The organism is Mesorhizobium sp. B2-8-5, from assembly GCF_006440675.2.
Taxonomy (GTDB): Bacteria; Pseudomonadota; Alphaproteobacteria; order Rhizobiales; family Rhizobiaceae; genus Mesorhizobium.
The window spans coordinates 2,858,428-2,884,533 of the sequence record NZ_CP083951.1 but is presented as its reverse complement, the minus strand read 5'-3'; the positions used below and the strand labels follow the sequence as shown (position 1 = coordinate 2,884,533).

The following is a 26,106-nucleotide window of genomic DNA, read 5'->3' as shown; positions in this document are numbered from 1 at the left end:
GCAGATGCCAAGTCGATCCGCGACAGGTCAGAACCGTGCCGCAGGGGGCGCCGCAGTCTCCATTCGAAATCTTTGCAAGCACTACAACAATTTCGAGGCCGTCGTCCCCACGTCCGTCGAGATCGATTCCGGCGACTTCTTCGCCATCATCGGACCGAGCGGCTCCGGCAAGTCGACACTGCTCGGCATGATCGCGGGCTATATCGACCCGACCGAAGGGCAGATCGTGGTCGACGGGCGCGACATCGTTCCCGAACCGATCTACCGGCGCAACATCGGCATGGTGTTCCAGAACTATGCGCTGTTTCCGCATCTGTCGGTCGCCCAGAATGTCGCCTATCCGCTGAAGATCCGCGGTGTGACGAAGGACGAGATCGCAAGGCGCGTGCGCGAGAGCCTTGCCATGGTGCGGCTTGAGGCATTCGCGTCGCGCAAGCCGTCGGAACTCTCGGGCGGGCAGCAACAGCGCATCGCGCTGGCCCGGGCATCGATCTATCATCCGTCGATCCTGCTCATGGATGAGCCGCTCGGCGCGCTGGACAAGAACCTTCGCGACGAGATGCAGGAAGAGATCAAACGCTTCCAGCAGGAATTGGGCGCGACCGTCATCTATGTCACCCATGACCAGCAGGAAGCGGCATTCCTGGCCGACCGCATCGCCATCATGCGCGACGGCGCCATGACGCAGATCGGCAGCCCGCGCGCGCTCTATGAACAGCCGAACAGCCGCTTCGTCGCCGAGTTCCTCGGCGAAGCTTCGATCTTCCCCGTCAAATCGGTGTCCGGGAAGCAGGCCGGTCAGCCTTGCCAGATCGTCCTGGAGGATGGCACCCGGGCAATTATCCGCACGGACGAGGACGCAGGTCCCGGCCGTTTCGCCTGCATCCGGCCCGAACGCGTTACCGTCGGCCCGAAAGCGCAAGGCCTGGACAACACTTACACCGGCATCGTGCGCGAGAGCCTCTACACGCCGGGCAGCATCCGCTACCGGATCGAGCTGAACGGCACCGGCTCCACGCTCAAAGTGCGCGTGCTGCCGCAGGGCAATACCGAGGTCTTCCAAACCGGAAGTGCCGTCGACATCGGCTGGTCGGCCGATGACATGACCATCCTCGCGGAGTAGCCGCAAGCGTTCGTCGGCTAAACGGCAAATTGGCTCCGGCCAGTTGCGCTTTTACTCCGGTTTCTGCTGGCCGTAGGTCTTGTACCGGTTCTTGACCACGCTCAGCTCGTCGTCCGTCAGCATGACCGGGCGCCCGAGCATCGAGGCAAGCATGTACTGCCTGGCCAGCGTCTCCAGCTTTTCGGTGCGCGCGACCGCCGTAGCGAGATCCGGCCCGTAGGCGATCATGCCGTGATTGGCGATCAGGCAGGTGTTTCGTTCCGGCAGCGCCCGTACCACCACCTCCGCCAATTCTGCCGTGCCGAACGGCGCGTAGTCGGAACATGGAACATCGTCGCCGCCGAACGACGCGATCATGTAGTGGAATGGCGGAAGGCCCTGCCGCAGGCAGGACAGCGCCACGCAGTGATCCGGATGGGCATGCACGACGGCCTGGGCCTGAGGGCACGCCTTGTAGATCGCCGCATGCATGTTCCATTCGCTCGACGGACGGATCTCGCCGTTCCAGTCGCCGTCGAGCGTCATCTCGACCATCGCGGCCTGGTCGAGCTTTTCGGGCGGGATGCCCGTCGGCGTTATCAGCATGCCGCCGACCCCGAAGCGCAGGCTGACGTTCCCAGAGGTTCCGCTGTTCAAGCCTTTCGACGCGATGGCGCGCACGGCATCGACCAGAGATTGACGCATGGCTGCTGATTGATCGGTCATTGGATTTTCGCCTGTGGCGGCCATTGTTCGAGATAGGGTGCGATCCTTACGGGCCGGCGCATTTCGTCGAGCACCGCCGAAAAGACGTCCAGCCCGCCGAGCTTGCCGGACTTCAGCATCAGCGCGACGGGAAACGGCATTTCGGCCACCATGCGTCCGGTGCCCAGGCCCTGATATGGCCCGACGATGAAGCGGGTGATGGGCAGTTTGGGGACGATGGCGCCAGCAGTTTCGCCGCCGGCGATGACGAGCCGACGGACGCCGCGTTCAAAGATCAGGCGTTGCGCGAGACCGGTGAGGAAATCCTCCGCCGCGCGCGCCACCACATCGCGTCCATATTTGCCCTGCAGCCGTTCGACTTCCTCCTGCGGCGCCATCGTGGCGATGGCAATCGCCTGCCCCGCGCCGATCGCTCGATCGGCCGACGCCAAAGCCGAAGCAAGCAGATCTTCGCCTTCCATGACGCGGCCGAGATCGATCGTGACGACTTCATTCTGCCGGCCGAAATGCGCAAGCTGCTCGGCGGTGCGCGGCGCCACGCTGCCGGCAAGCACGACGGCAGGCCCTTCGACGCCCGGCAACGCGGCAGCCTCGGGGCTGGCAAGCTTGCCGCCGCGCCGCCATGACGTCGGGAGATGCGCCGCCACCGACGCATTCCCGGTCAGCAAAGGCATGGGCGCCGCGGCCTCCGCGATCGAAGCCAGATCGCGCTCATAGATCGTGTCGGCGACGGCAAAGCGAACGCCCTCCCCGATCAAATTCTCGCAATGCTTGACGATGGCCTCCGCGCCGCGATCGACAACCGGGTGCGCAACGAGCCCGACCCGGCTCCGGCTTTGCGCCGCAAGGACGCGGACGATGTTCGAATCCGTCATCGGCGTCAGCGGGTCGAACCGCTTGGGAGACTCCGCCAGGATCTGCGAGCCGCCGAACATATAGCCCTGAAACACCGTTCGCTGGGTCTCGCAGAGAGCCGGACAAAACAGGACCATTTTCGCGTCGAGCAGATCCGCCAGCGCCTCGGCGCACGGACCGATGTTTCCGGCCGGCGTGGAATCGAAGGTCGCGCAGTATTTGAAAAAAATCTGATCACAGCCAGCGGACTGTAGCCGCCGCGCTGCCCGCAGAACGAGATCGACCGCATACTGCGCCGGTATCACGCGCGTTTTCAGCGCGATCACATGCGCGAGCGAGGCGGAAGGGATGTCCGCCTCGATGCTGGTCGCGAAACTCGTCGGCACGCCCCGCGCCACCAGCATGGCCGCCAGTTCGGACCCGCCGGTCAAGTCATCGGCGATCGCGCCGAACAGCAGCGGACGCTTTCGTTCTGTCATTGATTCATTCCCTTGAAGTCCCGTCCAGGCTTGAAGCCGTGGGCGGTCGTATACGCCATATGTCAAAGACCCAGAAATGCCCGAGCCAGGGCCAATTGACCGTCCATCATCTGGCGACCGACCAGCAAGCGGCAACCCTTGGCTTCGGCCGCCTGCAGGAGCCTGGTCTTTTCCGGCTTCATGACGATGTCGGCAACGATCATATCCGCGGATAGCGTCGCGAAATCCACGGGATCTCCATCCTCCTTGCCGATCATCCCCAGCGAAGTCGCGTTGACGACCATGTCGAAGCCGGTGGCGTCGGCCTCACCTGTTCGAACCGACGCCCCCGGATAGGCGGCGGAAACCGCATCGACGAGCCCAACGGCCCTGGCATGGTCGCGGTTTGAAACGACCAGTTCCGCCACGCCCGCCTCGGCCAACGCAAAAGCCAGGCTGCGCCCGGCACCGCCGGCGCCGAGCAGAAGCACACGAAGTCCTGCAGGCTGAATGCCGGCCTCCGTGGCGCCGCGCACGAAACCGCTGCCGTCGACATTGTCTCCGGTCAGCTTTCCATCCGCATCGCGCCGGATGTAGTTGACGCTGCCGATCGTCCGGGCGCGAGGCGTGAGTTCGTCGAGCAGCGGCAGAACGGAGATCTTGTGCGGGATGGTGACGCCTGATCCGACGCAGTTTTGAAATCCGCGCAGCGCCTGGATGGCGGTGGCCAGATCCCGCGCGCCCACATGAACAGGTACGCAAACGAAGTCATGGCCGGCGGCGCGCATGAAGGCGGTGATGGCTTCCGTGCCGACCACATGCGAGACCGGATCCGCCATCAGCAGCATGATTTTCGTATGGCCGGTTATGCGGCGCGCATCCATAAGTCCCTCCCGCGGTCCTCGGTTCAAATAGTATGATAAATATCGACTAATGACTTTATGGCTGCCAATCCGGAATGAGATCCATATCGGCAGCATTTGCGCCCATTTTTCATGAAATTCAAGCAGTTTTGGTGAGACTTCGGCAGTCGCCCACCGCGATCGCCGGCACCGTCGTTTCGCCCAGAATGCCTGTTGATAATGAATAAGTTTCTCTGTAGTTCTAGCACTCTCTCATACCATGACTGTCCCGGCCACGCGGAGGATTCCCACCCATGTCGAAGCGGCAAATGCACCTGATAGGCTATGTGCTGGCGGGGCCGACCTGGCATCACTACGGCAGCTGGCGGCACCCGGAAAGCGACGGCCTGGATATGCTCGATCCTGCCCGTTACGAGGAGATCGCCCGTGTCCTGGAGCACGGCAAATTCGACGGGCTGTTCTTCGTCGACTTCCTGATGCTGTTCGATTCCTACGCCGGCGGCTACCGCACCAACCTGAAGGAAGGCGGTCAGCAATGCATGATGGACCCGATGCAGCTTCTTGCCGCCATGGCCCGCGTCACCTCGCGCATCGGGCTTGCCTCGACCATGTCGACGACGTTCTACCACCCCTTCCACATCGCGCGCGCCTTCGCCTCGCTCGACCATATCAGCAAGGGCCGGTCCGGCTGGAACGTGGTCACCTCGGCGATGGAGCGCGAGGCCAAGAATTTCGGCATGGATGCACTGATGGACAAGAACAAGCGCTACGACATGGCCGACGAAGTGCTGGAAGCCTGCGACAAGCTCTGGCAGAGCTGGGAGCCGGGAGCGCTCGTCGGCGATCGCGAGAACAACATCTTTGCCGACGCCGACAAGGTTCACTACGCCAATTATGAGGGCCAGTATGTGCGCACCAGCGGCCCGCTGACGGTGCCGAGCTCGCCGCAGGTCAAGCCGGTCATCATGCAGGCGGGCTCCTCGCCTCGCGGCCGCGAGTTCGCCGGCCGCTGGGCCGAGGTCATCTTCACGCTGCAGAACTCCAAGGAGCACATGCAGGCCTTCTACCGCGATATCAAGGATCGGGTCGTCGCCAGCGGGCGCAAGCCGAACGAGTGCGCCATCGTGCCTGCCGTCGACATCGTGCTCGGCGACACGGAATCGATCGCCAGGGAACGCGCCGCGGCCATCAATGAATATGCGAGCCCCACGCTCGGCGTCGCCGAAATCTCCAACGCCCTCGGCGTCGACATGTCGAAGGAGCCCCTCGACAAGCCGCTGGAGGACCTGGAGCTGACGCAAGGTTGCCGCGGCATACTCGACGTGATGCTGCAGGGAACCAAGAAGGATGGGCTGACGCTCGGCCAGGCCGGCAAGGCCTGGGCGACCAGCCAGATGACCCCGCAGCTCATCGGCACGCCGAAACAGATTGCCGACCACCTGCAGGATTTCTTCGAAGCGGAATGCTGCGACGGCTTCATGATCTGCCCGTCGGTCAGCCCGGGAACCTATGTCCAGTTCGTCAAGACGGTGGTTCCGGAACTGCAGCGTCGCGGGGTGTTCCGCAAGGAGTACCAGTACGCGACCTTCCGCGAAAACCTGCAGAACTGATCGCGGCGATCCGGCAGTTTATCAGGCCGCTCGGCGATCAAGATTGCCGGGCCGCCAAAGTTTTGTGCGCTCAGGACGGCAAGCCGCCGAAATTGCTCGCGGCCCAATCGCTATTCGCTCTGTTCCCGCGGCATGAGAATTTCCGGAAGATAGCAGCGCAGATAGGCAACGCCCGCGAGATGCGCTTCCGCGATATAGTCGTCGCGAATATAGCCATGCTCGCTGTATGACAGCGAAAAGACCCCGTCGATCATCGAAAAGTACGTGGCAAGCCGGCGTTCCCAATCCGGGACCGAGGGCATGTGAAAATAGTAGGACAGAAGCTGCGACCTGCCGTCAACGAGGCGGTGCAACTGCGATATGTCGGCGGTTTTGACTTCCAGGCTGATGTTGGCGCCCAGGAACAATCGCAACGCGGCCGGATGGTTGTTGTGGTAGTGAGCCGCGCTGGTCACCTTCAGCCGGAACAGGTCCTGCCAACGCGCCGGCCGCACCTCGAGCGGCAGCTTCGAGAGCTCCAGCAACGCGTTGTGATGCACTTCGGCCAGGGCAAGCAGCGCGGCCTCGGTGCTCGGAAAGAAATGATAGACTGACGCGTTCGGTACCTTCGCCTTGGCGGCGATCTGATAGAGGCCGATATCCTGGACGTTGCTGGTTGCAAGCAACTCGTCCAAGGCATCGAGCAGCTTGCGGAAGCGCAACTGGCCGGGTTTGCGCTGAGGGCGCCGAGCGACAATGCGCTTCGGCTGCCGATCCGCCTTTTCCTCGACATCGTTGCTCATCGTCACCTCGAATTGCGGAGCCTTGAGTCCGACACAAGAAGAAACGCGCCTGAAGGTCAAGACACCAAAGATTTCAAGCAATCAAGCCAGTCTTCGCCATTCGTCGCGCGGCAGCCGAAGCAGCAGTTTTCGATGAGTGAAGACGTCTCGATAGATTGGATTTCATAGAGCCGGCGGATGAATTTCCGCCAGAAGATGCTCGTTGTTCGTCATCGTCGCATCCCGGCGCATCCTGTCGTAAAGCCAGGTGCAAAACATTTCGCAACTCTGTTTGCGCAGCTGTCCAGCCGGCTCGACGACGTAATAGTCGGAACCCCGCACCCTGTAGGGGGCGATGTCGAGCGCCGGCACCAGAACCCCGCTCGCAAAGAGATCGTCGATCAGAGGGCTGCCTCCCAGGGCGATGCCCTGGCCGCTCAGCGCCGCCTGCATGAGGACCGAGAAGTTGTTGACCGTGATCTGATGCTTGCCTTTCGTGGCGTCGATGCCATGGGCATGAAACCAGTCGCTCCATCCGCCGCCCTGCACGGACCGTCCCTCTATGTCGAGCAGTTTCTCGCCCAAAAGATCGGCCGGGCGGGTCGGACGATTGCGCTTGTCCCAATAGGACGGATGGCAGACGGGTGTCACCTCGCAGCCGACCAGGAAGCTGGCGGACATGGACGACCATGAGCCTCCGCCGAAACGGACCGTCATGTCGATCCGCTGTTTCGAAATGTCGACGAGTTCGTCATTCACCGCCAGCCGCAGATCCACATCGGGATGGAGACTGCTGAATTCGGCAAGCCGCGGCGCCAGCCAGTAGGCGCCGAAAGCATGGGTCGTGCCGACGACGATCGCCTGCGGATCGCGCAGTTCCCTTACGCGGTCCGCGAGAGACGCTATCGCCGTCAGATGCACCGGCAGCGATGCATTGAGCATGGCGCCCGCGGGCGTGAGCTCGATCGACCGGTGCCCTCTTTCGAAAAGAGGAATCTGGAGAAAGTTTTCCAGCTCACGAATCTGCCGGCTGATGGCCGCCTGCGTGATGTTCAATTCGTCCGCGGCCTTGGTGAAGCTCATCAGCCGCGCGGCCGCCTCGAAGGAGATCAGCGAGACGAGAGAGGGAATGCTTTTGCGCAGCAATGACATAACGAATTTTAATGCCAATCGGATGCCATCCGCAAGTCGGCGCTTGAGCCGGCTACCCGTTTGATGCGTACATTTTCGAGACCTGGCTGGCAGCCTCGCCAAAACCTGTATCGGCGGCTCACTGCAATTATTTCAGCGGCTTAGCTCTCGACGCGGGCTTTCTTCCGGTGAGCGCTGACAAAAGGAATTGTTATGGGATACCAAGAATTTTGCGCGTTTACTCAGTCACCGCCCTTCGGCATGCTCGCAATACCAAAAGCGCGATAATAGGACGCACCGAACATGAATGCTCCCGTCGTCATCCCGCCTGCCACTGTGCCGATCGGCCGCGATCTGTTCAAGACCGTGTCCAGCCATTGGCCATCCGGCGTGGCGGTCATCACGACGGCGGCCGGCGACGGGACCTTGCACGGCTTGACCATGAGTGCCGTCATCGCGCTCTCGCTGGAACCGATGCAGTTCCTGATCTCCGTCGACAAGACTTCCAACACGCTGCCGGTGCTGAAACAGAAGCGGCGCTTCTGCATCAATTTCCTCAACAGCGATCAGCGCGACATCTGCATGCTGTTCGCCAGCAAGGCCGCCGACAAATTCGCTTCCGTCGGCCATCGGCTTTCCGATCTGGGCTTGCCGAAGATCGACGGCGCGGTTTCCTGCATCAGCTGCGACGTGAACAGCATCATTTCGAGCGGCGACCATGAGATCATGATCGGCGATGTCCGCGATATGGAGCATTTCGGCGGCGAGCCGCTGATCCATTTCAAGCGATCGTTCCACACGGTGCAGCCCGGCTGAGCGACATGCTCTCCTAGACAACGTCTCCCCTTGGTTCGTGGCGCGAAGTACGGTTCGCATCCAGCTCTCAACCTGGCCGGACGACCGAGGCCTTTCCTGGTCCAAAGCATGTCTCCCGAAACCCGTTCCCACCTTCGGGAGGCTTGGGCTAGGATGATGCCATGCGACTTTATGCATCCGTGACTGCATTGGGCTTCCTGCTGGTGGCGATCGCCGCCGGCATGTGGCCGTCCTGGGCGTTGGCCTCGTCGCTGTCGCGGCCCGCCGTCGTCGTCGCTTCATCGGCCGCCACCATGGAGCGTTCGGCCTTCAGGCCCTGCTACCGCACAGTGCGGACGTCGGCTGTGTCCTGCTTTCTTCAGATCGGCCTGCCGGAAGACGCGACCGGCGGCGAGGCGCAAACCTCCAGGCATTGCATTCCCGTGATGAGTCCGCCCGCGACGAAGTCCGTCTTCCGCGAGGCGGAACCGAGACCGCCCCAGCCTTCCTCCATCGCCTGAATCCGGTGCGCGTCGGCGGATCCCGCCGGCACGCTTCTTTCATCCCATGAAGAGTGGCGATGCCGTCTCAAAGGTCATTTCATGCTGAACGAAACTCCCATCGGCCGCCGGCGTCTCCTGCTCGGCGCCTCCACCCTGGCGGCAGCCGCGACGCTCCTGCGTTTCCTGCCGGCTCGCGCCCAGGAAGGTCTGACACCTGAACAGGTCCTCAACGATCCCGACATGCCGTTCGTCGGCGCCAGCAGTCCCGACATCACGATCGCGGAGTTCATGGACTATAACTGCCCCTACTGCCGCAAGAGCCACCCGGAACTGAAGAAGCTGCTTGCGAGCGACCGCAAGGTGCGTGTCGTCTACAAGGACTGGCCGGTGTTCGGTCCGGTTTCCGAATACGCGGCCCGCATGGCGATCGCGGCCAAATGGCAGGGAAAGTACGAGGCCGCGCACGACGCGCTGATGTCGTCGCCCAAACGCTTCCAGCAGAATAAGGAAGTCACGACTGTGTTGACCAGGGCCGGCATCGACATGTCGAGACTGAACAGGGACGCGTCGGCGCATAAGGCCGACATCGACAAGCTGCTTGCCCGAAACGCCCTGCAGGCCGATACGATCGGCCTGCAAGGCACACCGTCCTGGCTGGTGGAGTCCTTCATCGTCTTCGGCGGCCTCAGCCACGCCCAGTTGCGGGAAGCAGTGGCGGAAGCGCGCCGTAGAAAGAAGGCGTCGGGCGGCAAGTAGCACGCCCTATTCGCAGGAGGCCGCCGGCCAGTTGGCGCGACGGCCTCCGTCGTGCTCATGGCCGAACGGATCGGATGCGAAATCTCAACCCAGCCCACATGGCTTAGGCAATGAACGCTTCGGCGACGCTGCGAATGCCCGCGGCATCGAGCTTGTAATGAGCGTAGAGATGGGTGGGCGGCGCAATCAGGCTGTATTCGTCATAGATGCCGTGACGCTTGAGCTTCACGCCCATTCCCTCGTCGGCGAGCACTTCGGCGACCGCGCTGCCAAGTCCGCCCATGACATTGTGCTCCTCGACCGTCATGATCTTCTTCGAGCGGGATGCCGCATCGAGAATGGCCTCCCGGTCGAGAGGCTTGATGCACGCCATGTCGATCACGCCGACGGAGCGTCCGCCTGCATTCATTGCCTTGGCGGCCTCGAGCGCGCCGTGCACGGCCATCCCACAGGCGATGATGGTCAGTTCCTCGCCCTTGAAATGCTCATGCGCCTTGCCGAACGTGAATGTCGGGGTGCCTTGATAGACGACGGGATCGCGGCCCCGGCCGATGCGAAAGTAGATCGGCTTGTCGTAATCGGCGGAGGCGCGGATCGCCGCTTCCAACTGCGGACCGTCCGCCGGCGACACCACAGCGATGTCGGCGATCGAGCGCATGATGGCGATGTCTTCCGTGGCATGGTGCGACGTGCCGTAGAAGCCGAGCGAGATACCGGTGTGATGGCCGACGAGCCGGACCGGCTGCGCGGAATAGGCAACGTCCATCCTGATCTGCTCGCAGGCAAGCAAGGCCAGGAAGGAAGCAAAGGTCGCCACGAAGGGCACCACGCCGCAGGTCGCGATGCCCGCGGCGGTGCTGACCATGTTCTGCTCCGATATGCCGAAGGAGACGTAGCGGTCGGGATACGCGGCCGCGAAGCGGTTCAGGCCGTTCGAGTATTGAAGGTCAGCCGATCCGGCCATGACGTTATGGCCTGCCTTCACCAGGTCGATCAGTCCGTTGGAGAGGTGGTCAAGGCCCGGATTGACGGCGTTGAGGCCGCGATATTGCCAGGAATTGGGAGAGAGCGGACCGTTCATTTCAAGCATCCAGCGCGTTGATCTCGGCGATGGCCTTTTCGGCATCGGACGGGTCGAGATAGCCCAGGTGCCAGCCCGGCTCGATCTCCATGTAGGAAACGCCCCTGCCCTTGCTGGTCCTGGCGATGATCATGCAGGGCCTGGTACGCTCGTCGTCGGCCCGAACCCGGCGCAGCAGCTCCGTCACCTTCGCCACGTCATGGCCGTCGACCTCATGGACTTCCCAGCCGAAGGCGCGCCATTTCTCGCCGAGCGGCTCGATGTTCATCAAGTCGTCGACGCGGCCGTCCAACTGGTAGCCGTTGCGGTCGACGATGGCGATGAGATTGCCGGCCCGATGCTGGGCGGCGTTGATGGCGGCCTCCCACACCTGTCCTTCCTGCATCTCGCCATCGCCCATCATGCAGAAGACCCGGTAGTCCTTCTCGCCGGTCCAGCGCTGCGCCAGCACCATGCCCAGCGCGTTCGACAGCGCATGGCCGATCGAGCCCGACGAAAAATCGACCCCGGGCACTTTCCTCATGTCGGGGTGATCGCCAAGCGGGCTGCCGAGGCGCGTGTATTGATCGAGCCACTCCTTCGGGAAGAAGCCGAGATCGGCATAGATCGGAAACAGGCCCACCGCGGCATGCCCCTTGCCGATGGTGAAGCGATCGCGGCCGGCCCATTTCGGGTCGCCACGACGCAATCGCATGACATCGTAATAAAGCGCGGCGAATATTTCCGCGGCCGAGAACACCGACGTGTAGTGACCGGTCTTGGCGATCTCGATCAGACGGATCGTCTCCAGCCGCACGAAGCGGGCGCGCTCCTTCAGCATCGCCACCACGTCCGGCGTTGGCTCGAAGCTGTTGCCGCGCGCCGTGCCTCCAGAAGAACCGCTCATATCATCCCTCGATCAAAGTTCATGGTTCCGCGGCACGGCCTCTTAAGCCGCGGCGCGACTGCGTCAGGAACGCAGATTTTCCCGGAACGTCCTGCCGGAATAATCCCGGCGGTAAATGCCACGGCGCTGCAGTTCGGGCACCACCGACTTGACGAACTGGTAGAACGATCCCGGGGTGATGGACGGGCAGATGACAAAGCCGTCGCAGGCTTCGGACTCGAACAGCTCGTGGATGTGATCGGCAATCATCATCGGCGTTCCAACCAGCTGCGGCGACATCTGCGTGGTCGCGTATTGGTGGCCGGCATCGCGCAGCGTCTTGCCCTTGCCGCCGCTCATGATGATGTCGAAGACACCGCGCGCGCCCTGCGTGATCTCCATCTCGCTCAGCGGCTGGTCCATCGGGAAGCCGGAAAGGTCGATGCCGATGTGGTTCGACATCTCAGAGAGGCCAAGCTCGGCATTGGCGAGCGAGTCGATATAGTCGGCGCGCTCGCGCGCGATCGATTCCGTTTCGCCGATGACGATGTCCGTCGCCGGCAGGATAGCGCAGTGCGAAGGGTCGCGTCCGGCATTGGCGACGCGATCCTTGATGTCCCGGTAGAAGGCCTGCATGTCGGCCTTGTTGTTCTGCAGCGTGAAGACGATCTCGGCCCAGCGCGCCGCAAACTGACGCCCGCGGTCCGAAGATCCCGCCTGCATCAGCACGGGGCTGCCCTGCGGCGAATGCGGCGTCATCAGCGGGCCGCGCGTCTTCACATATTTGCCGGCGTAGTTGGCGTAGTGGACCTTCGAGGGGTCGCCGAAAATGCCGGCCTGGCGGTCAAGCACCAGCGCATCGGGCCCCCAGCTGTTCCAGAGCGCCGTGCAGGCCTCGACCACCTCGTCGGCATGATCGTAGCGCTGCGCCTTATCCAGCAGCCGATCCATGCCGTAGTTCTGCGCTTCGCGATCGGTCGCCGACGTCACGATGTTCCAGGCGGCCCTGCCGCCGCTGATGTGGTCGAGCGATGCAAAGGCGCGGGCAATGTGGAACGGATGGTAGAGCGAGGTCGACATCGTCGCCGACAGGCCGATGTGATTGGTCACCCGCGCCATCGCCGTCAGCATCTGCATCGGGTCGAGCATGCACATATGCCCGCCATGTTTGATGCAAGGATCGGTGACGCCGCCATAGGTGTCGTAGAGCGTCTGGACGTCGACGAAGAACAGCCCGTCGAACTTCCCGTCTTCCAGGATGCGGGCGATGTTCTCGTAGCGAACCGGATTCAGGAAATCCGTCCCGTCACTTTCATCGTGACGCCAGCTGCCGTTGTTGTGCCAGGACGGCCCGATCGTGCAATAGCCTACGAAATGCAGCTGACGTCCCATTGAACTCACCCAAAATCCGCCCATCGCGGGCTCGAAGGAAGTGCCCGGCGAGCCCCGCGCTGCGAAAGAAACTCTTATGCGTCAGGGCGCGTCGTCGCCTTGCGCATGTTTTCGTCGAACCGCGACAAGACCACCGATTTACGTCTGCTTCTTGCACTCCCCCGCTATGCCGTACACTGGCAAAAACCTTTGGGCAGGATAACCTTTCGTTATGCTAGACGCCGGGATGGCGCTCGCATTGCGCCGTCAGGCGGCGGCAGGTGAATACTGGCGCACGACGCCCTGTCTGATGAGGCTTTCGACTTCCTCGGGAGCATAGCCGAGCGCCTCCGACAGCACTGCGGTCGTATCCTCGCCAAGCATGGGCGGCGCTTTGTAATCTGCGTCTCGCTGCGCGACGAGACCCTGAGCCGGCCTGATCAGCGAGACCGGTCCGATATGCTGGTTGTGCAAGGTCTGCACGACATCACGGGCTTTCACCGTCGGGCTTTCGAAGGCCTCCGGCACGGACTTGACCTCGCCTGCGGGAACGCCGTGCCGCAGGCAGGCTTCCATCCAATGGTGACGCGTGTTCGCGCGAAACGACTGGCTCAACTGGGCAAGCAGGCTTTCGCGGTTCAGCGCACGGGCCGCGGCCGTCTTGTAGAGCGGATCCCGGGCGAGCTCGGGCAGGCCGACGACCTTCTCGCACAGGGCGGTGAATTGCTTGTCGTTGCCCACGGCCAGCGCGAAGTTGCCGTCCGAGCATTCGCATATCTGGTAGGGCACCACCGTCGGATGCGCATTGCCGTAGCGGCGCGGAATGACGCCGGCGTTGAGGTAGCCGCTGCCGACATTGATCAAAGTGTTCAAAGCGCATTCCAGCAGCGATATGTCGATATACTGCCCCTGGCCGGTCTCCCGACGCTGATAAAGCGCCGCCAACACCGATTGCACCGAAACCATGCCTGCGATGATGTCGGTCATCGCAACGCCGATGCGCTGGGGCTCGCCGTTGACGGGGCCGGTGATCGACATCAGGCCGCTCTCGGCCTGGACGACGAAATCGTAGCCGGGTCGGTCCCATTCGGGACCGGTCTGCCCATAGCCGGAAATCGAACAGTAGATGATGCCAGGGTTGAAAACCTTCAGCGTCTCATAGTCGATCTTCAGTCGCTGAACCGTGCCGGCCCGGAAATTCTCTATGACCACGTCGGCTTTCGCTGCCAGGCGATGGACGATCTCATGACCCTTGGGATGCTTGATGTCGACCGCGATGCTGGACTTGCCGCGATTGGCGCACAGGTAATAAGTGCTGACGCCCTTGTAGCTCGGCACCGACCAGGCACGCGTGTCGTCCCCACCGTCGATGTTCTCGATCTTCCAGACCTCGGCGCCGAGATCCGCCAGCGTCATCGTCGCCCAGGGGCCGGCCAGCACACGGGAAAGGTCCAGCACCTTGATGCCTGCCAGCGGCAAACGGGATGCGGCTTCACCCGCGGGCCTAATGGATTCCGACATGGGTTCTCGCTTTCTTGCTCTGCTGGAATTTCCACCGCTCAGGCGGCGAGCCCGATATCCGCCGGACCCGGGAAATGACACGCCGCGTGATGCCCGGGCTCGATCTCGACGAGCGGCGGCGGCACCTCGGCGCATTTATCCTGTGCCTTGAAACAGCGAGTCCGGAAGGGGCAACCCGATGGCGGGTTGATCGGACTGGGCACGTCGCCCCTCAGCAGTATCTGCTTGCGGCTGCGCTCGATATCCGGATCGGCGACCGGCACCGCCGACATCAGGGCTTGAGAATAGGGATGAAGCGGCCTGCCGTAGAGCTTCTCCGCCGGCGCCACTTCGACGAAGCGGCCGAGATACATCACCGCGACCTTGTGGGAGATGTGGCGCACCACCGACAGGTCATGGGCGATGAAGACATAGGCCGTGCGCATCTTCTCCTGTATCTCCTGGAGAAGGTTGAGCACGCCCGCCTGGACCGACACGTCGAGCGCCGAGACCGGCTCGTCCAGGATGAGCACTTCCGGCTTCAACGCGAGCGCGCGGGCGATCACGACACGCTGACGCTGGCCGCCCGACAATTGGTGCGGATAACGCCGACCATGCGCGGCGCTGAGGCTGACCAGGTCGAGCATCTCCAGCACGCGCTCGCGCCTTTGCGCGCGGTTCATCGTCGATATGCGCAGCGGCTCCGCGATGCTGTCCTCGATGCGCATGCGCGGATGCAGCGAGCCGTACGGATCCTGGAAAACCAGTTGCAGATGGCGGCGCATCCTGCGCATCTGTTGCGGGCCGAGCGAGATGACGTCGACGCCGTTGACGCTCACGCTGCCGGACGTCGGCTCGATCAGGCGCAGCAGGCATCGGCCAAGCGTGGACTTGCCGCAGCCGGATTCGCCGACCAGACCCAGTGTCTCGCCGGATTTCAGGTCGAAAGAGATGTCGGTGACAGCCTTCAGTTGCGCGACTTCCCGACGGACCACGGTGCCGCCCATAATCGGGAATGTCTTGGACAGATTGCGCACCGACAGGGCAAAGCCCGCGTCCGACGCGGCCTGGATGCTGCTTGACGTTTCAGACATTTGCGCGCTCTTCCGCCGGCGCCGTGCGACCGGCATCGCTCCAAGACGGCAGGCTCTCTGCGAAGTGACAAGCCGCTCGGTGCCGGCCAAGCTCGATGACAGGAGGTGCAGTCTTGCGACAGATATCCTGGGCAAAGCTGCAACGCGGATGGAAGGCGCAGCCTTCAGGCAGCGCGCCAAGCATGGGCGGCGCGCCGGGGATCGAGTAGAGCTTTTCCTTCGAGGCCGTCAGCTTCGGGATCGAATCGATCAAGCCGCGCGTGTAGGGATGACGGGGATTGGCGAAGAGTTCTCGCACCTCGGCTTCCTCGACCACCAGTCCGGCATAGATGACCGCGACCCGGTCCGCGTGCCCGGCGACGACGCCGAGGTCATGCGTGATGAGGATCAGCGCGAGCCCGAGCTTTTCCTTGAGCTCGCGCAGCATGCGCATGATCTGGGCCTGGACGGTGACGTCGAGCGCCGTCGTCGGCTCGTCGGCAACCAGCAATTCGGGATTGTTGGCAACCGCCATGGCAATCATGACACGCTGGCGCATGCCGCCGGAGAACTCGTGCGGATACTGATTGATCCGCCGGTCCGGCTGCGGGATGGCGACAAGCTGCAAAAGCTCGAGCACGCGCTCGGTCGCCTTCGTCTTGCTCATGCCCCTGTTGTGGAGAAGAAGCGCCTCGCGGATCTGGCCGCCCACGGTCATCACCGGATTGAGCGACGAAAGCGGGTCCTGGAAGATCATGCTGATCTGGGCCCCGCGCAGCGCGCGCATATCCCGGGGCGGACGCCCCACGAGTTCCAGCCCCTTGAAGACGACGGAGCCGCTGACGATCGCGTTGCGCGCCTGCAGACCGAGCGAGGCGAGCATGCCGAGCGATTTGCCCGACCCGGATTCCCCGACGATGCCCAGGACCTCTCCCTTGAACAGTTCGATGCTGAGGCCGCGCACCGCGGGCAGGACGCGGTCCCGCGACGCGAAGCCGACCTTGAGGTCGCGGATGCGCAGCAATGGTTGGCCGGCGGCATCTTGGTTGATCTCGGCCGCGCTCATTTGGACGACCTCGGGTCGAAATAGTCGCGCAGGCCGTCACCTATGAAGTTGAAGCCCAGCACCACCGTCAGGATGGCCATGCCCGGCCCGAATGCGATCCACCAGCTGTAGAAGAACGTCGCTCCGTCCGAGATCATCGCTCCCCATTCGGGTGTGGGAGGCGTGGCGCCGAGGCCGATGAAGGAGAGCGACGCCGCGAGAAGGATCACCTGGCCGAGGTCCATTGTCGCGCTGACGAGAATGGGCGTCCAGCAAAGCGGCAGGATATGCTTGGTGAGGATGCGGAAATGGCCCGCCCCGGCCGCGACCGCGGCCTCGACGTGCTCGCGCTCGCGCACCTCGAGCACCTGGGCGCGCATCAGGCGGGCATAGACCGGCCACCAGACGACCACCATCGCGATCGCCGCGTTGCCCAGCCCCGGTCCGAGCGAGGCCGCGACGGCCATAGCCAGCAGGATCGGAGGGAAGGAAAGGGTGATGTCGACGAGCCGCATGATGGCGGCGCCGATAATGCCGCCCCGGTAACCGGAAATCGCGCCTGCGGCCGACCCGATCACCACGGCGCTGACCACGACCAGAAGCGCTATCGGCAGCGAATGCTGCGCGCCATGGATCGTGCGCGAAAGCACGTCGCGGCCAAGGGCGTCTGTTCCGAGCAGATAGCTCGCATTCGGCGCCTGCAACCGCCGGCCCGCGAGCTTGAGCGGATCGTAGGGCGCGAGCCATGTCGGAAACAGGGTAGCCACGAACCAGAAGAAAACGACGACACCGCCGACCAGAAAAGCGGGCGAAGCCCATTCGGGAAGGCGAAGACGCGCCGATGATGAGGCTTGAACCGAAGACACTGGCTTTCCCTCAGTTCAGGCGCACGCGCGGATTGGCCAGGACATAGGCGATATCCGTGAGCAGGTTGGTGATGAGGAACATCACGCCGCCGACTATGGTGACGCCGATGATCGCCGGGAAATCAAGCGAACGTGCCGCTGTCACGGCGTAGCTGCCCATTCCCGGCCAGGCAAAGACCGCCTCCGTGAGCACCGCGCCCGTGATGAGATAGGCAAACGAGTAGCTGATCACCGTCAGCACCGGCACCAGGATGTTGCGGAAGGCATGGCGCAGCACCACGCGCATCTCGCCGGCTCCCTTGGCCCGTGCGGTGAGGATGAACTCGCGCTCCATCACCTCCAGCATGTTGGCGCGCACGAGGCGCGAGATCGTCCCCGCCACCGTCCAGCCGAGAACCACCGACGGCAGCACAAGATGGGCGAGCGCATCCTTGAAGGCGGCAAAATTCCCGGCGAGCAGGGTATCGATGGTCATGAAACCGGTCACGACAGGCGGCGGCGAAAGCCTGGGATCTATGCGGCCCGGGCCAGGCAGTATCTGATATTTGACCGACAGCAGGAAAAGCAGCGCCAGGCCGAGCCAGAAGATCGGGACGGAGGAGCCGAACAGCGAGAATATGCGGGCGCCCTGATCGATCGCAGTGTCGCGGTAGTAGGCTGCGAGGAGGCCGAACACGATCCCTATGACGCTGCCGATGATCATCGCGGCAATGACGAGTTCGAACGTCGCCGGCAGCCGTGCCACGAGATCGGCCGACACCGGGCGGCGCGTGACGAAGGACGTTCCCATGTCGCCTTTCAGCAGATTGCCGACATAGATCAGGTACCGCTCCGGCAAGGGACGATCGAGCCCCCAGCGTTGCCGCGCGGCAGCGACGATCTCCGGATTGTTCATCTGCTGTTCGCTGACGACGGCGGTGAGAGGATCGCCCTTGGTTATGGCCGTCAACAGGAACGCCATCGTGACGATGCCCAGCAGAATGAAAGGCATCGCGATGCTGCGTCGTAGGATATAGTTCAGCATCGGCCGTCTCTTGGCATCGCGGTCCGCACCTACCCCATCGAGTGAATGTGACGCGATATTGACAAGGCTGAAAACACCAGTCAATAGAAATGAAATTAAGTTCCAAATTTCGTGCGCAGCTTGTTGGACGCGCCTGGCGCGGCTGACACAGTGGGGCCCTGATGGTCCCATGGGCCGGCAGAGTCCTTTCGCGCTGTTGGGAGGCAGCATGAGAAAACGCAACAAGCCGATCGTCGCGCCCTCGGATGAAGAACTGGGTCAACACGCCTCGGCCCTTGTGCGCGGACTGCAGATATTGCGCGCCTTCACGCCCGCGGACGTCACGCTCGGCAACCAGGAACTGATCGAGCGGACAAGCCTGCCGAAGGCCACCATATCGCGCCTGACCTACACTTTGGTCGGGCTTGGCTACCTGGTCTACGACCCTTTGCTCGGCCGATACAGCATCGGGCCCTCCACCGTATCGCTCGGCTACTCGGGCCTCAGCAGCAGCGCGGTGATCTACATGGCCAAGCCGCTCATGCAGGCGCTCGCCTTCGAAACCGGCGTCGCGGTGGCCATGGGCATGCGGGACGGGCTGGAGATGGTCTATGTCGCCAACTGCAGGCCGGAAACGCCCGTGACGCTCAGGCTGAACGTCGGCTCGCGGCTGCCGATATGGCAGACCTCGATGGGGCTGGCCTATCTGGCCGCCATGGAGGAGACGCTGCGCGACCGGGTTGTCCGCCAATTGCTCGAGACAAACCCCAACACGAAGGACAAGATCCAGCGTGCCGTCGACAGCGGGCTTGAAAGCTACGCCAAGCATGGTTTCGTGTCATCGTTCGGAGACTGGTACAGCTACATAAATGCCGTGGGCGTGCCTTTCAGACCAACCGACGGTTCCCAACTGGTCGCCATCACGTGCGGCGGCATCAAGGACCTCGCGCCCGTCGAGGCCTGCCTCTCGGTTTATGTCCCCAAGCTCAAATCGCTGCTCGCGGAACTTCAGAGCCGGCTGATCGGCGCCGTGCCGCCGGCGATGGGCCAACCAACCGCGGCGACGCTGGCCGGCAACGAAGGATAATGTCATGGCGACTGCCGTTATCTTTCCGAAGGTCAGCCTGGAGACGGACGCCGGCACGATTTCGCGCTGGCTGAAGGAAGATGGCGCGACGGTGAGCCAGGGCGAGGCTCTTTTCGAGATCGACAACGACAAGGCGGCGGTCGAGGTCGAGGCCCCGGCATCCGGAGTTGTCTCGTATGTCCGCAATGCCGGCGAAGACGTCCAGGTCGGCGAAGTCGTCGCCCATATCCTGCAAAGCGGCGAGCAGCTCGAAGCCGCAGGCAAACCGATCGCCAAAGCGGCGCCGATGGCCGTTGCCGCCAATGGCAAGAGCCAACCGGCGCAGCAGAGCTCGTCCGCCCGCATCATAGCCACGCCGCTGGCCAGACGCATCGCCGAGCAGCAGCAGATCGACCTGCGCAGCGTCCGCGGCTCCGGACCGAAGGGACGCATTCAGAAGCGTGACGTCATTCAGCTGCCGGCGGCAGCCCCGAGACCGTCTCCGGTTGCAGGCGATTCGCCCCTCAATGCCGTGTGGTTGCAGAAGGACGGCCCCGGCACGCTCGTCGCCCTGCATGGCTTTGCGTCTGACCACAATGCCTGGCGCGGCCTGCTGGCCGCCGGACGGCCAAGGGCGCGCATGCTGGCTGTCGATCTGCCTGGCCACGGACGATCGCCGAGGACAGTTCCGGCGGATCTCGACGCGATCTGCGCCATGGTCGAGCAGCGCATGGCAGCCGAAGGCATCGATGAGGCGACTTTCATCGCCCATTCCTTTGGTGCCGCGGTGGCCGCGAGACTCGCCAGCCGCGGGTTCGTCCGGATCAATGCGCTGCTGCTGATTTCGCCGGCGGGGCTCGGCCCGGAAATCCGTCATCAGTTCATCAAGGGCTTCGTCGCGGCTAGGCAGCCTTCCAGCATCCTGCCCTGGCTGCACGAACTGGTGTTCGATCCCGGCCTGATCTCCGAAGCCTTCGTGCGCAGCGTGGTGGATCAGCGCAAGGACGACGAATTGTCCGGCGCGCTGGCCGGCCTGGCGGAGCGCTATTTCTGCGATGGCACGCAGACCTTCTCGATCCGGCCCGACCTGGAACGGCTGCGTATCCCGGTCCGCATCATCTTCGGCATGCAAGACAGGATCATTCCGTTTGCCCATTGCCATTCGCTTCCCGGCCGCGTCGGCCTCCACGCTTTCCAGCAATGCGGTCACATGCCGTATCTGGAGCAGCCGGAGCTCACGCTTTCAATCGTCAACGAGATGCTGGTTCTGGGTCGCTCCGACCGTTGAGCGATCTCCTCGGGACGACGAAGCTTAAGACGAGAGAGGCCCGGGCTCCCGCGGACCGAGACGACATGGCGCGCGCCGAGCGATGCTGAAACGACAATTGTGAGACGACCGATGGCCCTTGAAGCAGACCTCTTCGAACAGCTGCGCGACACGGTGCGGCGCTTCGTGAGGGAACGCCTGGTCCCGCGCGAAGCCGAAATTGCCCGCACGGACAGGATGCCAACCGAGATCAAGCAGGAGATGCGCGAGCTCGGGCTGTTCGGTCTATCGATACCGCAAGAGTATGGCGGCCTCGGTCTCGACATGGAGGAAGAGGTCCGCATCACCTTCGAGCTTGGACATACGTCTCCGGCATTCAGGTCAGTGTTCGGCACCAACAACGGCATCGGCTCCCAGGGCCTTGTGATGGACGGCACGGACGCCCAGAAGTCGTCCTACCTGCCGAGACTGGCGACGGGAGAGTTGATCAGCTCCTTCGCGCTCACCGAACCGGAAGCCGGATCCGACGCTGGTTCGCTGCGCACGACCGCCCGCCGCGACGGCGACGAGTACGTGCTCGACGGTACCAAGCGCTTCATCACCAACGCGCCCTATGCGGATCTCTTCACGGTCTTTGCCCGGGCCGAGGCCGGTCAAAAACCCGGCGGCGCGGTTACGGCATTCCTCGTCGAACGGGGCGCGCCGGGCCTGTCATTCGGCAAGATCGACAAGAAGATGGGACAGGCCGGCTCGCACACCTGCGACGTGATTTTCGAGGATTGCCGCGTGCCGGCCACAGCCGTCCTGGGCGGCAAGGAAGGCCAAGGCTTCCGGACCGCGATGAAAGTTCTGGACAGGGGGCGGCTGCATATTTCGGCCTTCTGCGTCGGCATGGCCGAACGGCTCATCCACGACAGCCTGACCTATGCCATGCAGCGCAAGCAGTTCGGGCAGCCGATCGCCGAGTTCCAGCTGATACAGGCGATGCTGGCGGACAGCCGGGCCGAAGCCTATGCCGCCCGCTGCATGGTGCTCGAAACGGCGCGGTCGAAGGATCGCGGCGAAAATGTCTCCACCGAGGCCGCCTGCTGCAAGATGTTTGCCAGCGAAATGGTCGGCCGCGTCGCGGACCGGGCGGTGCAGATCCATGGCGGCGCCGGATACATGGAAGAGTACGGCATCGAACGGGCCTACCGCGATGTCCGCCTGTTCCGCATCTACGAGGGGACGACCCAGATCCAGCAGATCCTGATCGCGAGGAACATGATGAAGGAAGCTGCCGCCGCGGCTTAGAGCATGATCCCGAAAAGTGGGAACCGGTTTTCGGAAAAGATCATGCTCCAAAAAGGAGTTAGATCAGGGTGACGATTCAACGAAACGTCACCTGATCTAGCCGGCGCGGACAAAGCCGCTGTGCTGGCTTCTACGAATGACGCCCTGTGCACCTAACCTGATCGTTGATAATCGAATTTTTTTCATTATCATCGGTTCCTAATTTCCACAATCAACCGACGAGCCCGCCGTGAACGCGCATTCCGAAATCAACGCGACCGACCTCGCCTACCATCTGCATTCCCAGACCAATCCACAGGCCCTGTCGCGCGAGGGCGCTTACATCGTCGTCAAGGGCGACGGCGCGCATGTCATCGACGAAAACGGCAAACGCTACATCGACGCCATGGCGGGACTCTGGTGCGCGTCGCTGGGTTTCAACAACGAGCGCTTGGGGCGTGCGGCCGCCAAACAATACGAAGAGCTCGGCTACTACCATAGCTTCTACGGACGCACGAACCCGAAGGCGGCGACGCTGAGCAAGAAGCTGGTCGACCTGACCGGCATGCCGGGCGGCAAGGCCTTCTTCGTGACCTCGGGTTCCGAAGCCAACGAAACCATGGTGAAGCTGGCCTGGCTCTACCATGCCTCGCGCGGCAAGCCGACCAAGCGCAAGGTCATCGCGCGTGACCGCGCCTTCCACGGATCGACCATCGTGGCGGGATCCATGTGCGGGCTGGAGATGATGCACAGGGAGTTCGGACTTCCGCTCCCGGGCTTCATCCATACGCTTTGCCCCAACACCTATCGGGTCAAGCTGCCGGGCGAAAGCCAGGCGGACTTCGTCGCCCGCCTGGCAGGCGAGCTCGAGCGCATGATCCTGCGGGAAGGCCCGGATACGATCGCCGCCTTCATAGCCGAGCCGGTCATTGCCGGCGGCGGCATCATCTCGCCGCCCGAGGGCTATTTCGAGGCCGTCCAGAAGATCCTGGCGAAATACGATATCCTGTGCCTCGACGACGAGGTCGTCTGCGGGTTCGGCCGCACCGGCAACTGGTTCGGGCGCGAGACGGTCGGCATGGCGCCAGACATGATGTCGCTCGCCAAGGGCATCACCTCTTCCTATTTCCCGCTCGCGGCCGTGATCGTGTCGCCGAAGATCCTCGAAGCGGTCGAGCGCTACAATGAAGGCGGCACTTCGTTCGGCCACGGCTTCACCAACGCGGCTCACCCCGTCGGCGCGGCCGTCGCGGCGGAAACGATCGCGATCTACGAAGAGCTCGGTATCGTCGCCCATGTCCGCAAGATGGGCGCGCTTCTCCATCAGACGCTCGCCGAGGTGACGAAGGACTCGCCCATCGTCGGGAACCTTCGCGGCGTCGGGCTCATGTATGGGGTCGAGCTCGTCGAAGACCCGGCAACCGGCTCGCCTTTCGCGCCGGCGCGCCAGGTTGGCGCCCGCCTTGCCGCCAGCGCCTATGAGCACGGCCTTGTGGTTCGCGCGATGCGCGACACCGTCGGCTTCTGCCCGCCTTTGATCATTGACGAGCGTGACGTGGAGGAGATCGGCTCCAAGATGGAGAAGGCTCTGAGGGAAACCGAGAAGGCCATCCAGGCAAAGTCGATCTGAGAAAACGGGAGCGAGGCGCGCCGACAGCTCCCGCACTCCGGCCGTCACAGCGACGGCCGGCAAACAACGAAAAACGCAGGCGCAGCCGATGCCAGCCCGGCAATCTTCCTTCACCAACGTCTATGTCTGCGCCTTCGCGGCCTATGCGTGCTTCTCGACTTCCGACGCTTTCACCAAAGCCCTGCACGGGCCTTTGAGCGTTTTCGAGATCGGGTTCTTCGAGAACGCCTTCGCTTCGATAGTCCTCCTGGCCACGCGCCACGAGAACGAGCGTTGGGTCGAGTTCTGGAAAATGAGCCGGCCATGGCCCATTCATTTGCGCGCCATATGCGGCGTGCTGTCCAGCCTTTGCGCGATCTATGCCTTCACGACAATCCCGCTTGTTGACGCCTACTCGCTTATCTTCCTTGCCCCATTCTTCGTGACCGTCATGTCCGTCCTGATCCTGAAGGAACACGTCGGGCAATGGCGATGGTTCGCCGTGCTGCTCGGATTTGTGGGCGTCCTGCTGGCGGTCAAGCCTGGCTTCCAGGCGTTTCAGCTCGGACATTTCGGCGCGATGGTGGCAGGGCTTTCGACCGGCACGTCGATCATAATCATGCGAGGCCTCGGCTCCGCCGCCAAGAAGACGAGCATCCTGGGGATGCTGTTCCTCTACCTCGTCTCGGTCAATGGCATCGGCATGGTGCTTCACGGCTTCACAGCGCCTGCCCTGCAGGATCTGGTGCTGATGGCGCTGTCGGGCCTGTGCGTGGGGCTCGGCCAGTGGGCGTTCGTGAGCGCGGCGCGCTACGGGAACGCGACCCAGATTGCGCCGGTCGCCTATTCGCAGCTTGGCTGGGCCATGCTCTTCGGCATCATCATCTTCCACGAATATCCCGATCTGTTGGCGGTGATCGGAGTGGGGATCATCGCCAGCGCAGGCCTGCTGACGGTCCTGCGCGAGCGCATACGCCGGATCAAACCCGCAAACCCGCCCGGCATACGCTGAGGAACGCTGGTCGATAGCGACCTTCGCTCACGCCCTCATCTTGTCCAGCGCCGCGGAAAACACGTCCTCGGTGCCGATCTTTCCTGGCTTAAGGAACAGCGAAATACGCCTGTCGTCATGCGAGACGCAGGAGCCGGCGCCGAGCTCGTCGAAGGGAAGCACCTGCATGCTCTGAATGCCCAGCGCCTGGACGATCGCGCCGGAGGATTCGCCTCCCGACACGACGAACTTGCGAACCCCCCTGTCCGCCAATCCCCTGGCGATGCCGGCCAGGATCGCTTCGGCCTTGCGCGCCGCCCCCATCACGCCGAACATCGACTGCGCCCATGTGACGGCATCCGGATCGCCGGCGACCGAAAATCCGATCGCTCGTCCCGCATCGAGCGGCGTCTGCGCCCACTCCAGGGATCTCTCGGTCAGGATATCGCCCTCGGCCTCGCGGATGTCGATGTCGAGAACCGGGTTGGAAAGCGCGAAGTGATCGCGCTGCCGCAGCGTGACTTCGCTGCAGCTTCCCACCAGAACCGCCTCCCCGCCCTGCCCGCGGATCGGCCTCGGCCGGTCTTGCGGAGCGCGCCCGACGCCTTCTTTTTCCCACTGCGAGGCCAGTTCGATCGCCAAGGCATCGGCACCGCTGGTGATACGGTCGCGCCGGAAGATTGCCGCGCCAAGCGCCACGTCGTCATTGTCGACGCAGTCCATGAGGAAGTAGCGCACGCCCTTGTCCTGCTGGTCCCGCACATAGTCATGCGCGAAGGCCGAGCCGCGATGCAGGACACGATGCGGCAGCAGCCCGACCTTCTCGGCGGTCTGGCGCTGCAGCACCCTCGCCATGTCCGGGTCGTTCATCGGCGTGATCGGATCGAAGCGCTTGATCGATTCCGAGATCAGGCGATCCTTGTAGAACATGTAGCCTTCATGCACGTAGGTGCTAAGGTCGGGATAGCCGGGGCCGAAGATCAGGCGCGGCTGGTCGTACTTCTTGACCAGGAAGTCGGCGCAGGGACCGATATTGCCTTCGTCGGTGGAATCGAAGGTGGAGCAGTATTTGTAGAAAACATGCTCGGTGCCGATGGCGTCCAGAGCCGTCGTCAAGGAATCCAGCATGGCTACCGCCTCGGCTGGCGGCATGAAGCGCAGGCGCGTGGCGATCACCACGACATCCTGATCGCCGATCGACGGCAGGATATCCGGATCGCAGACATAAAGGGCGGGAATGCCGATCTTTTCGAGGTTGCTGGCAACGAACAGACCGCCGGTGAAATCGTCGGCAATGACGGCTAACCTGACACTCATGCGACCGCTAGCTCCTCCCGAGCGCCGTCATTGATTTCCTCCACCCGCGGCCGGATTGCGCCTTCTTGGGCCGTTATTCAATGCTAGCCTCTGATAGGATATATCGCCTTGGTTTGCTACGGTGCGGAGCGTTTTAGTCGATTTTTTTCGCACTTTTGAACGCCGCCGAGAAGCTGCGGACAGCCCCGAGAATGTTGCGATCCGTGACCTCACCCGGCAT

The 26,106-nt window shown here is 63.0% G+C and carries 24 protein-coding genes; 10 read left to right on the top strand and 14 right to left on the bottom strand.

What is annotated here, in order from left to right:
* Nucleotides 1–4: 4 nt before the first annotated feature.
* Nucleotides 5–1,123, top strand: coding sequence for an ABC transporter ATP-binding protein (locus FJ430_RS14085; protein ID WP_140707801.1), 1,119 nt, complete (start codon nt 5–7; stop codon nt 1,121–1,123).
* A gap of 51 nt (nt 1,124–1,174) precedes the next feature.
* On the opposite strand, the gene FJ430_RS14080 is transcribed toward FJ430_RS14085, so the two are convergent.
* From FJ430_RS14080 to FJ430_RS14070, 3 genes are all read right to left on the bottom strand, one after another.
* Nucleotides 1,175–1,828: a class II aldolase/adducin family protein gene (locus tag FJ430_RS14080; protein ID WP_181175495.1), complete on the bottom strand. Its 654-nt coding sequence runs from the start codon at nt 1,826–1,828 to the stop codon at nt 1,175–1,177.
* Nucleotides 1,825–3,162: a 3-oxo-tetronate kinase gene (otnK, locus tag FJ430_RS14075; RefSeq protein ID WP_140707803.1), complete on the bottom strand. Its 1,338-nt coding sequence runs from the start codon at nt 3,160–3,162 to the stop codon at nt 1,825–1,827. The genes FJ430_RS14080 and otnK overlap by 4 nt, the downstream gene beginning before the upstream one ends.
* Nucleotides 3,163–3,224: 62 nt before the next feature.
* A complete protein-coding gene (locus tag FJ430_RS14070) occupies nt 3,225–4,121 on the bottom strand; it encodes a shikimate dehydrogenase family protein (RefSeq protein WP_140707805.1) in 897 nt (298 codons plus the stop codon).
* A gap of 176 nt (nt 4,122–4,297) precedes the next feature.
* On the opposite strand from FJ430_RS14070, the gene FJ430_RS14065 reads away from it, so the two are divergent.
* Nucleotides 4,298–5,614: an LLM class flavin-dependent oxidoreductase gene (locus FJ430_RS14065; RefSeq protein WP_140707807.1), complete on the top strand. Its 1,317-nt coding sequence runs from the start codon at nt 4,298–4,300 to the stop codon at nt 5,612–5,614.
* A gap of 110 nt (nt 5,615–5,724) precedes the next feature.
* On the opposite strand, the gene FJ430_RS14060 is transcribed toward FJ430_RS14065, so the two are convergent.
* Together FJ430_RS14060 and FJ430_RS14055 are read right to left on the bottom strand one after the other, a co-directional pair.
* A complete protein-coding gene (locus FJ430_RS14060) occupies nt 5,725–6,396 on the bottom strand; it encodes a TetR/AcrR family transcriptional regulator (RefSeq protein WP_140707809.1) in 672 nt (223 codons plus the stop codon).
* Nucleotides 6,397–6,558: 162 nt separating this feature from the next.
* Complete coding sequence (locus FJ430_RS14055; protein ID WP_140707811.1) at nt 6,559–7,629, bottom strand: LysR substrate-binding domain-containing protein; 1,071 nt, start codon at nt 7,627–7,629, stop codon at nt 6,559–6,561.
* A gap of 180 nt (nt 7,630–7,809) precedes the next feature.
* On the opposite strand from FJ430_RS14055, the gene FJ430_RS14050 reads away from it, so the two are divergent.
* The 3 genes from FJ430_RS14050 to FJ430_RS14040 all read left to right on the top strand — a co-directional run bounded on the left by FJ430_RS14050 (nt 7,810) and on the right by FJ430_RS14040 (nt 9,560).
* Nucleotides 7,810–8,322, top strand: coding sequence for a flavin reductase family protein (locus FJ430_RS14050; RefSeq protein ID WP_140707813.1), 513 nt, complete (start codon nt 7,810–7,812; stop codon nt 8,320–8,322).
* 161 nt (nt 8,323–8,483) lie between these two features.
* Nucleotides 8,484–8,822: a hypothetical protein gene (locus FJ430_RS14045; RefSeq protein WP_140707815.1), complete on the top strand. Its 339-nt coding sequence runs from the start codon at nt 8,484–8,486 to the stop codon at nt 8,820–8,822.
* An 81-nt stretch (nt 8,823–8,903) separates the two neighbouring features.
* Entirely contained in the window at nt 8,904–9,560 is a 657-nt protein-coding gene (locus FJ430_RS14040) for a DsbA family protein (RefSeq protein ID WP_140707817.1), read from the top strand.
* Nucleotides 9,561–9,663: 103 nt separating this feature from the next.
* Here the strand turns inward: FJ430_RS14040 and FJ430_RS14035 are convergent, their stop codons facing one another.
* From FJ430_RS14035 to FJ430_RS14000, 8 genes are all read right to left on the bottom strand, one after another.
* Nucleotides 9,664–10,641 (bottom strand): transketolase family protein, encoded by a 978-nt coding sequence (locus tag FJ430_RS14035; RefSeq protein WP_140707819.1) that lies wholly within the window; start codon nt 10,639–10,641, stop codon nt 9,664–9,666.
* 1 nt (nt 10,642) lies between these two features.
* On the bottom strand, nt 10,643–11,461 hold the full coding sequence (locus FJ430_RS14030; protein WP_413467873.1) for a transketolase: 819 nt from the start codon (nt 11,459–11,461) through the stop codon (nt 10,643–10,645).
* Nucleotides 11,462–11,590: 129 nt separating this feature from the next.
* Nucleotides 11,591–12,898 carry an LLM class flavin-dependent oxidoreductase gene (locus FJ430_RS14025; RefSeq protein WP_140707823.1) on the bottom strand — a complete coding sequence of 436 codons (1,308 nt, stop codon included), beginning with the start codon at nt 12,896–12,898 and terminating at the stop codon, nt 11,591–11,593.
* A gap of 246 nt (nt 12,899–13,144) precedes the next feature.
* Nucleotides 13,145–14,398 carry a CaiB/BaiF CoA transferase family protein gene (locus FJ430_RS14020; protein ID WP_140707825.1) on the bottom strand — a complete coding sequence of 418 codons (1,254 nt, stop codon included), beginning with the start codon at nt 14,396–14,398 and terminating at the stop codon, nt 13,145–13,147.
* Between the two features lie 38 nt (nt 14,399–14,436).
* The gene (locus FJ430_RS14015) at nt 14,437–15,471 is read right to left on the bottom strand and encodes an ABC transporter ATP-binding protein (protein ID WP_140707827.1); all 1,035 of its coding nucleotides are present in this window, start codon (nt 15,469–15,471) and stop codon (nt 14,437–14,439) included.
* On the bottom strand, nt 15,464–16,516 hold the full coding sequence (locus tag FJ430_RS14010; RefSeq protein WP_140707829.1) for an ABC transporter ATP-binding protein: 1,053 nt from the start codon (nt 16,514–16,516) through the stop codon (nt 15,464–15,466). Before FJ430_RS14010 ends, FJ430_RS14015 begins: the two co-directional genes overlap by 8 nt.
* Nucleotides 16,513–17,295 (bottom strand): ABC transporter permease, encoded by a 783-nt coding sequence (locus FJ430_RS14005; protein WP_413467872.1) that lies wholly within the window; start codon nt 17,293–17,295, stop codon nt 16,513–16,515. Before FJ430_RS14005 ends, FJ430_RS14010 begins: the two co-directional genes overlap by 4 nt.
* Nucleotides 17,296–17,371: 76 nt before the next feature.
* Nucleotides 17,372–18,385 (bottom strand): ABC transporter permease, encoded by a 1,014-nt coding sequence (locus tag FJ430_RS14000; RefSeq protein WP_140707833.1) that lies wholly within the window; start codon nt 18,383–18,385, stop codon nt 17,372–17,374.
* Between the two features lie 208 nt (nt 18,386–18,593).
* Between FJ430_RS14000 and FJ430_RS13995 the strand changes: the two genes are divergently transcribed.
* The 5 genes from FJ430_RS13995 (at nt 18,594) to FJ430_RS13975 (ending at nt 24,590) form a co-directional block, all read left to right on the top strand.
* Nucleotides 18,594–19,451: an IclR family transcriptional regulator gene (locus FJ430_RS13995; RefSeq protein ID WP_140707835.1), complete on the top strand. Its 858-nt coding sequence runs from the start codon at nt 18,594–18,596 to the stop codon at nt 19,449–19,451.
* 4 nt (nt 19,452–19,455) lie between these two features.
* Entirely contained in the window at nt 19,456–20,718 is a 1,263-nt protein-coding gene (locus FJ430_RS13990; protein ID WP_140707837.1) for an acetoin dehydrogenase dihydrolipoyllysine-residue acetyltransferase subunit, read from the top strand.
* 111 nt (nt 20,719–20,829) lie between these two features.
* On the top strand, nt 20,830–21,990 hold the full coding sequence (locus FJ430_RS13985; RefSeq protein ID WP_140707839.1) for an acyl-CoA dehydrogenase family protein: 1,161 nt from the start codon (nt 20,830–20,832) through the stop codon (nt 21,988–21,990).
* Nucleotides 21,991–22,219: 229 nt separating this feature from the next.
* Nucleotides 22,220–23,599 (top strand): aminotransferase, encoded by a 1,380-nt coding sequence (locus tag FJ430_RS13980; protein ID WP_140707841.1) that lies wholly within the window; start codon nt 22,220–22,222, stop codon nt 23,597–23,599.
* Nucleotides 23,600–23,687: 88 nt separating this feature from the next.
* On the top strand, nt 23,688–24,590 hold the full coding sequence (locus tag FJ430_RS13975; RefSeq protein WP_140707843.1) for a DMT family transporter: 903 nt from the start codon (nt 23,688–23,690) through the stop codon (nt 24,588–24,590).
* A gap of 27 nt (nt 24,591–24,617) precedes the next feature.
* Here FJ430_RS13975 and FJ430_RS13970 read toward each other — a convergent pair whose 3' ends face one another.
* Nucleotides 24,618–25,886 carry a four-carbon acid sugar kinase family protein gene (locus FJ430_RS13970; protein ID WP_140707845.1) on the bottom strand — a complete coding sequence of 423 codons (1,269 nt, stop codon included), beginning with the start codon at nt 25,884–25,886 and terminating at the stop codon, nt 24,618–24,620.
* Between the last annotated feature and the right edge of the window lie 220 nt (nt 25,887–26,106).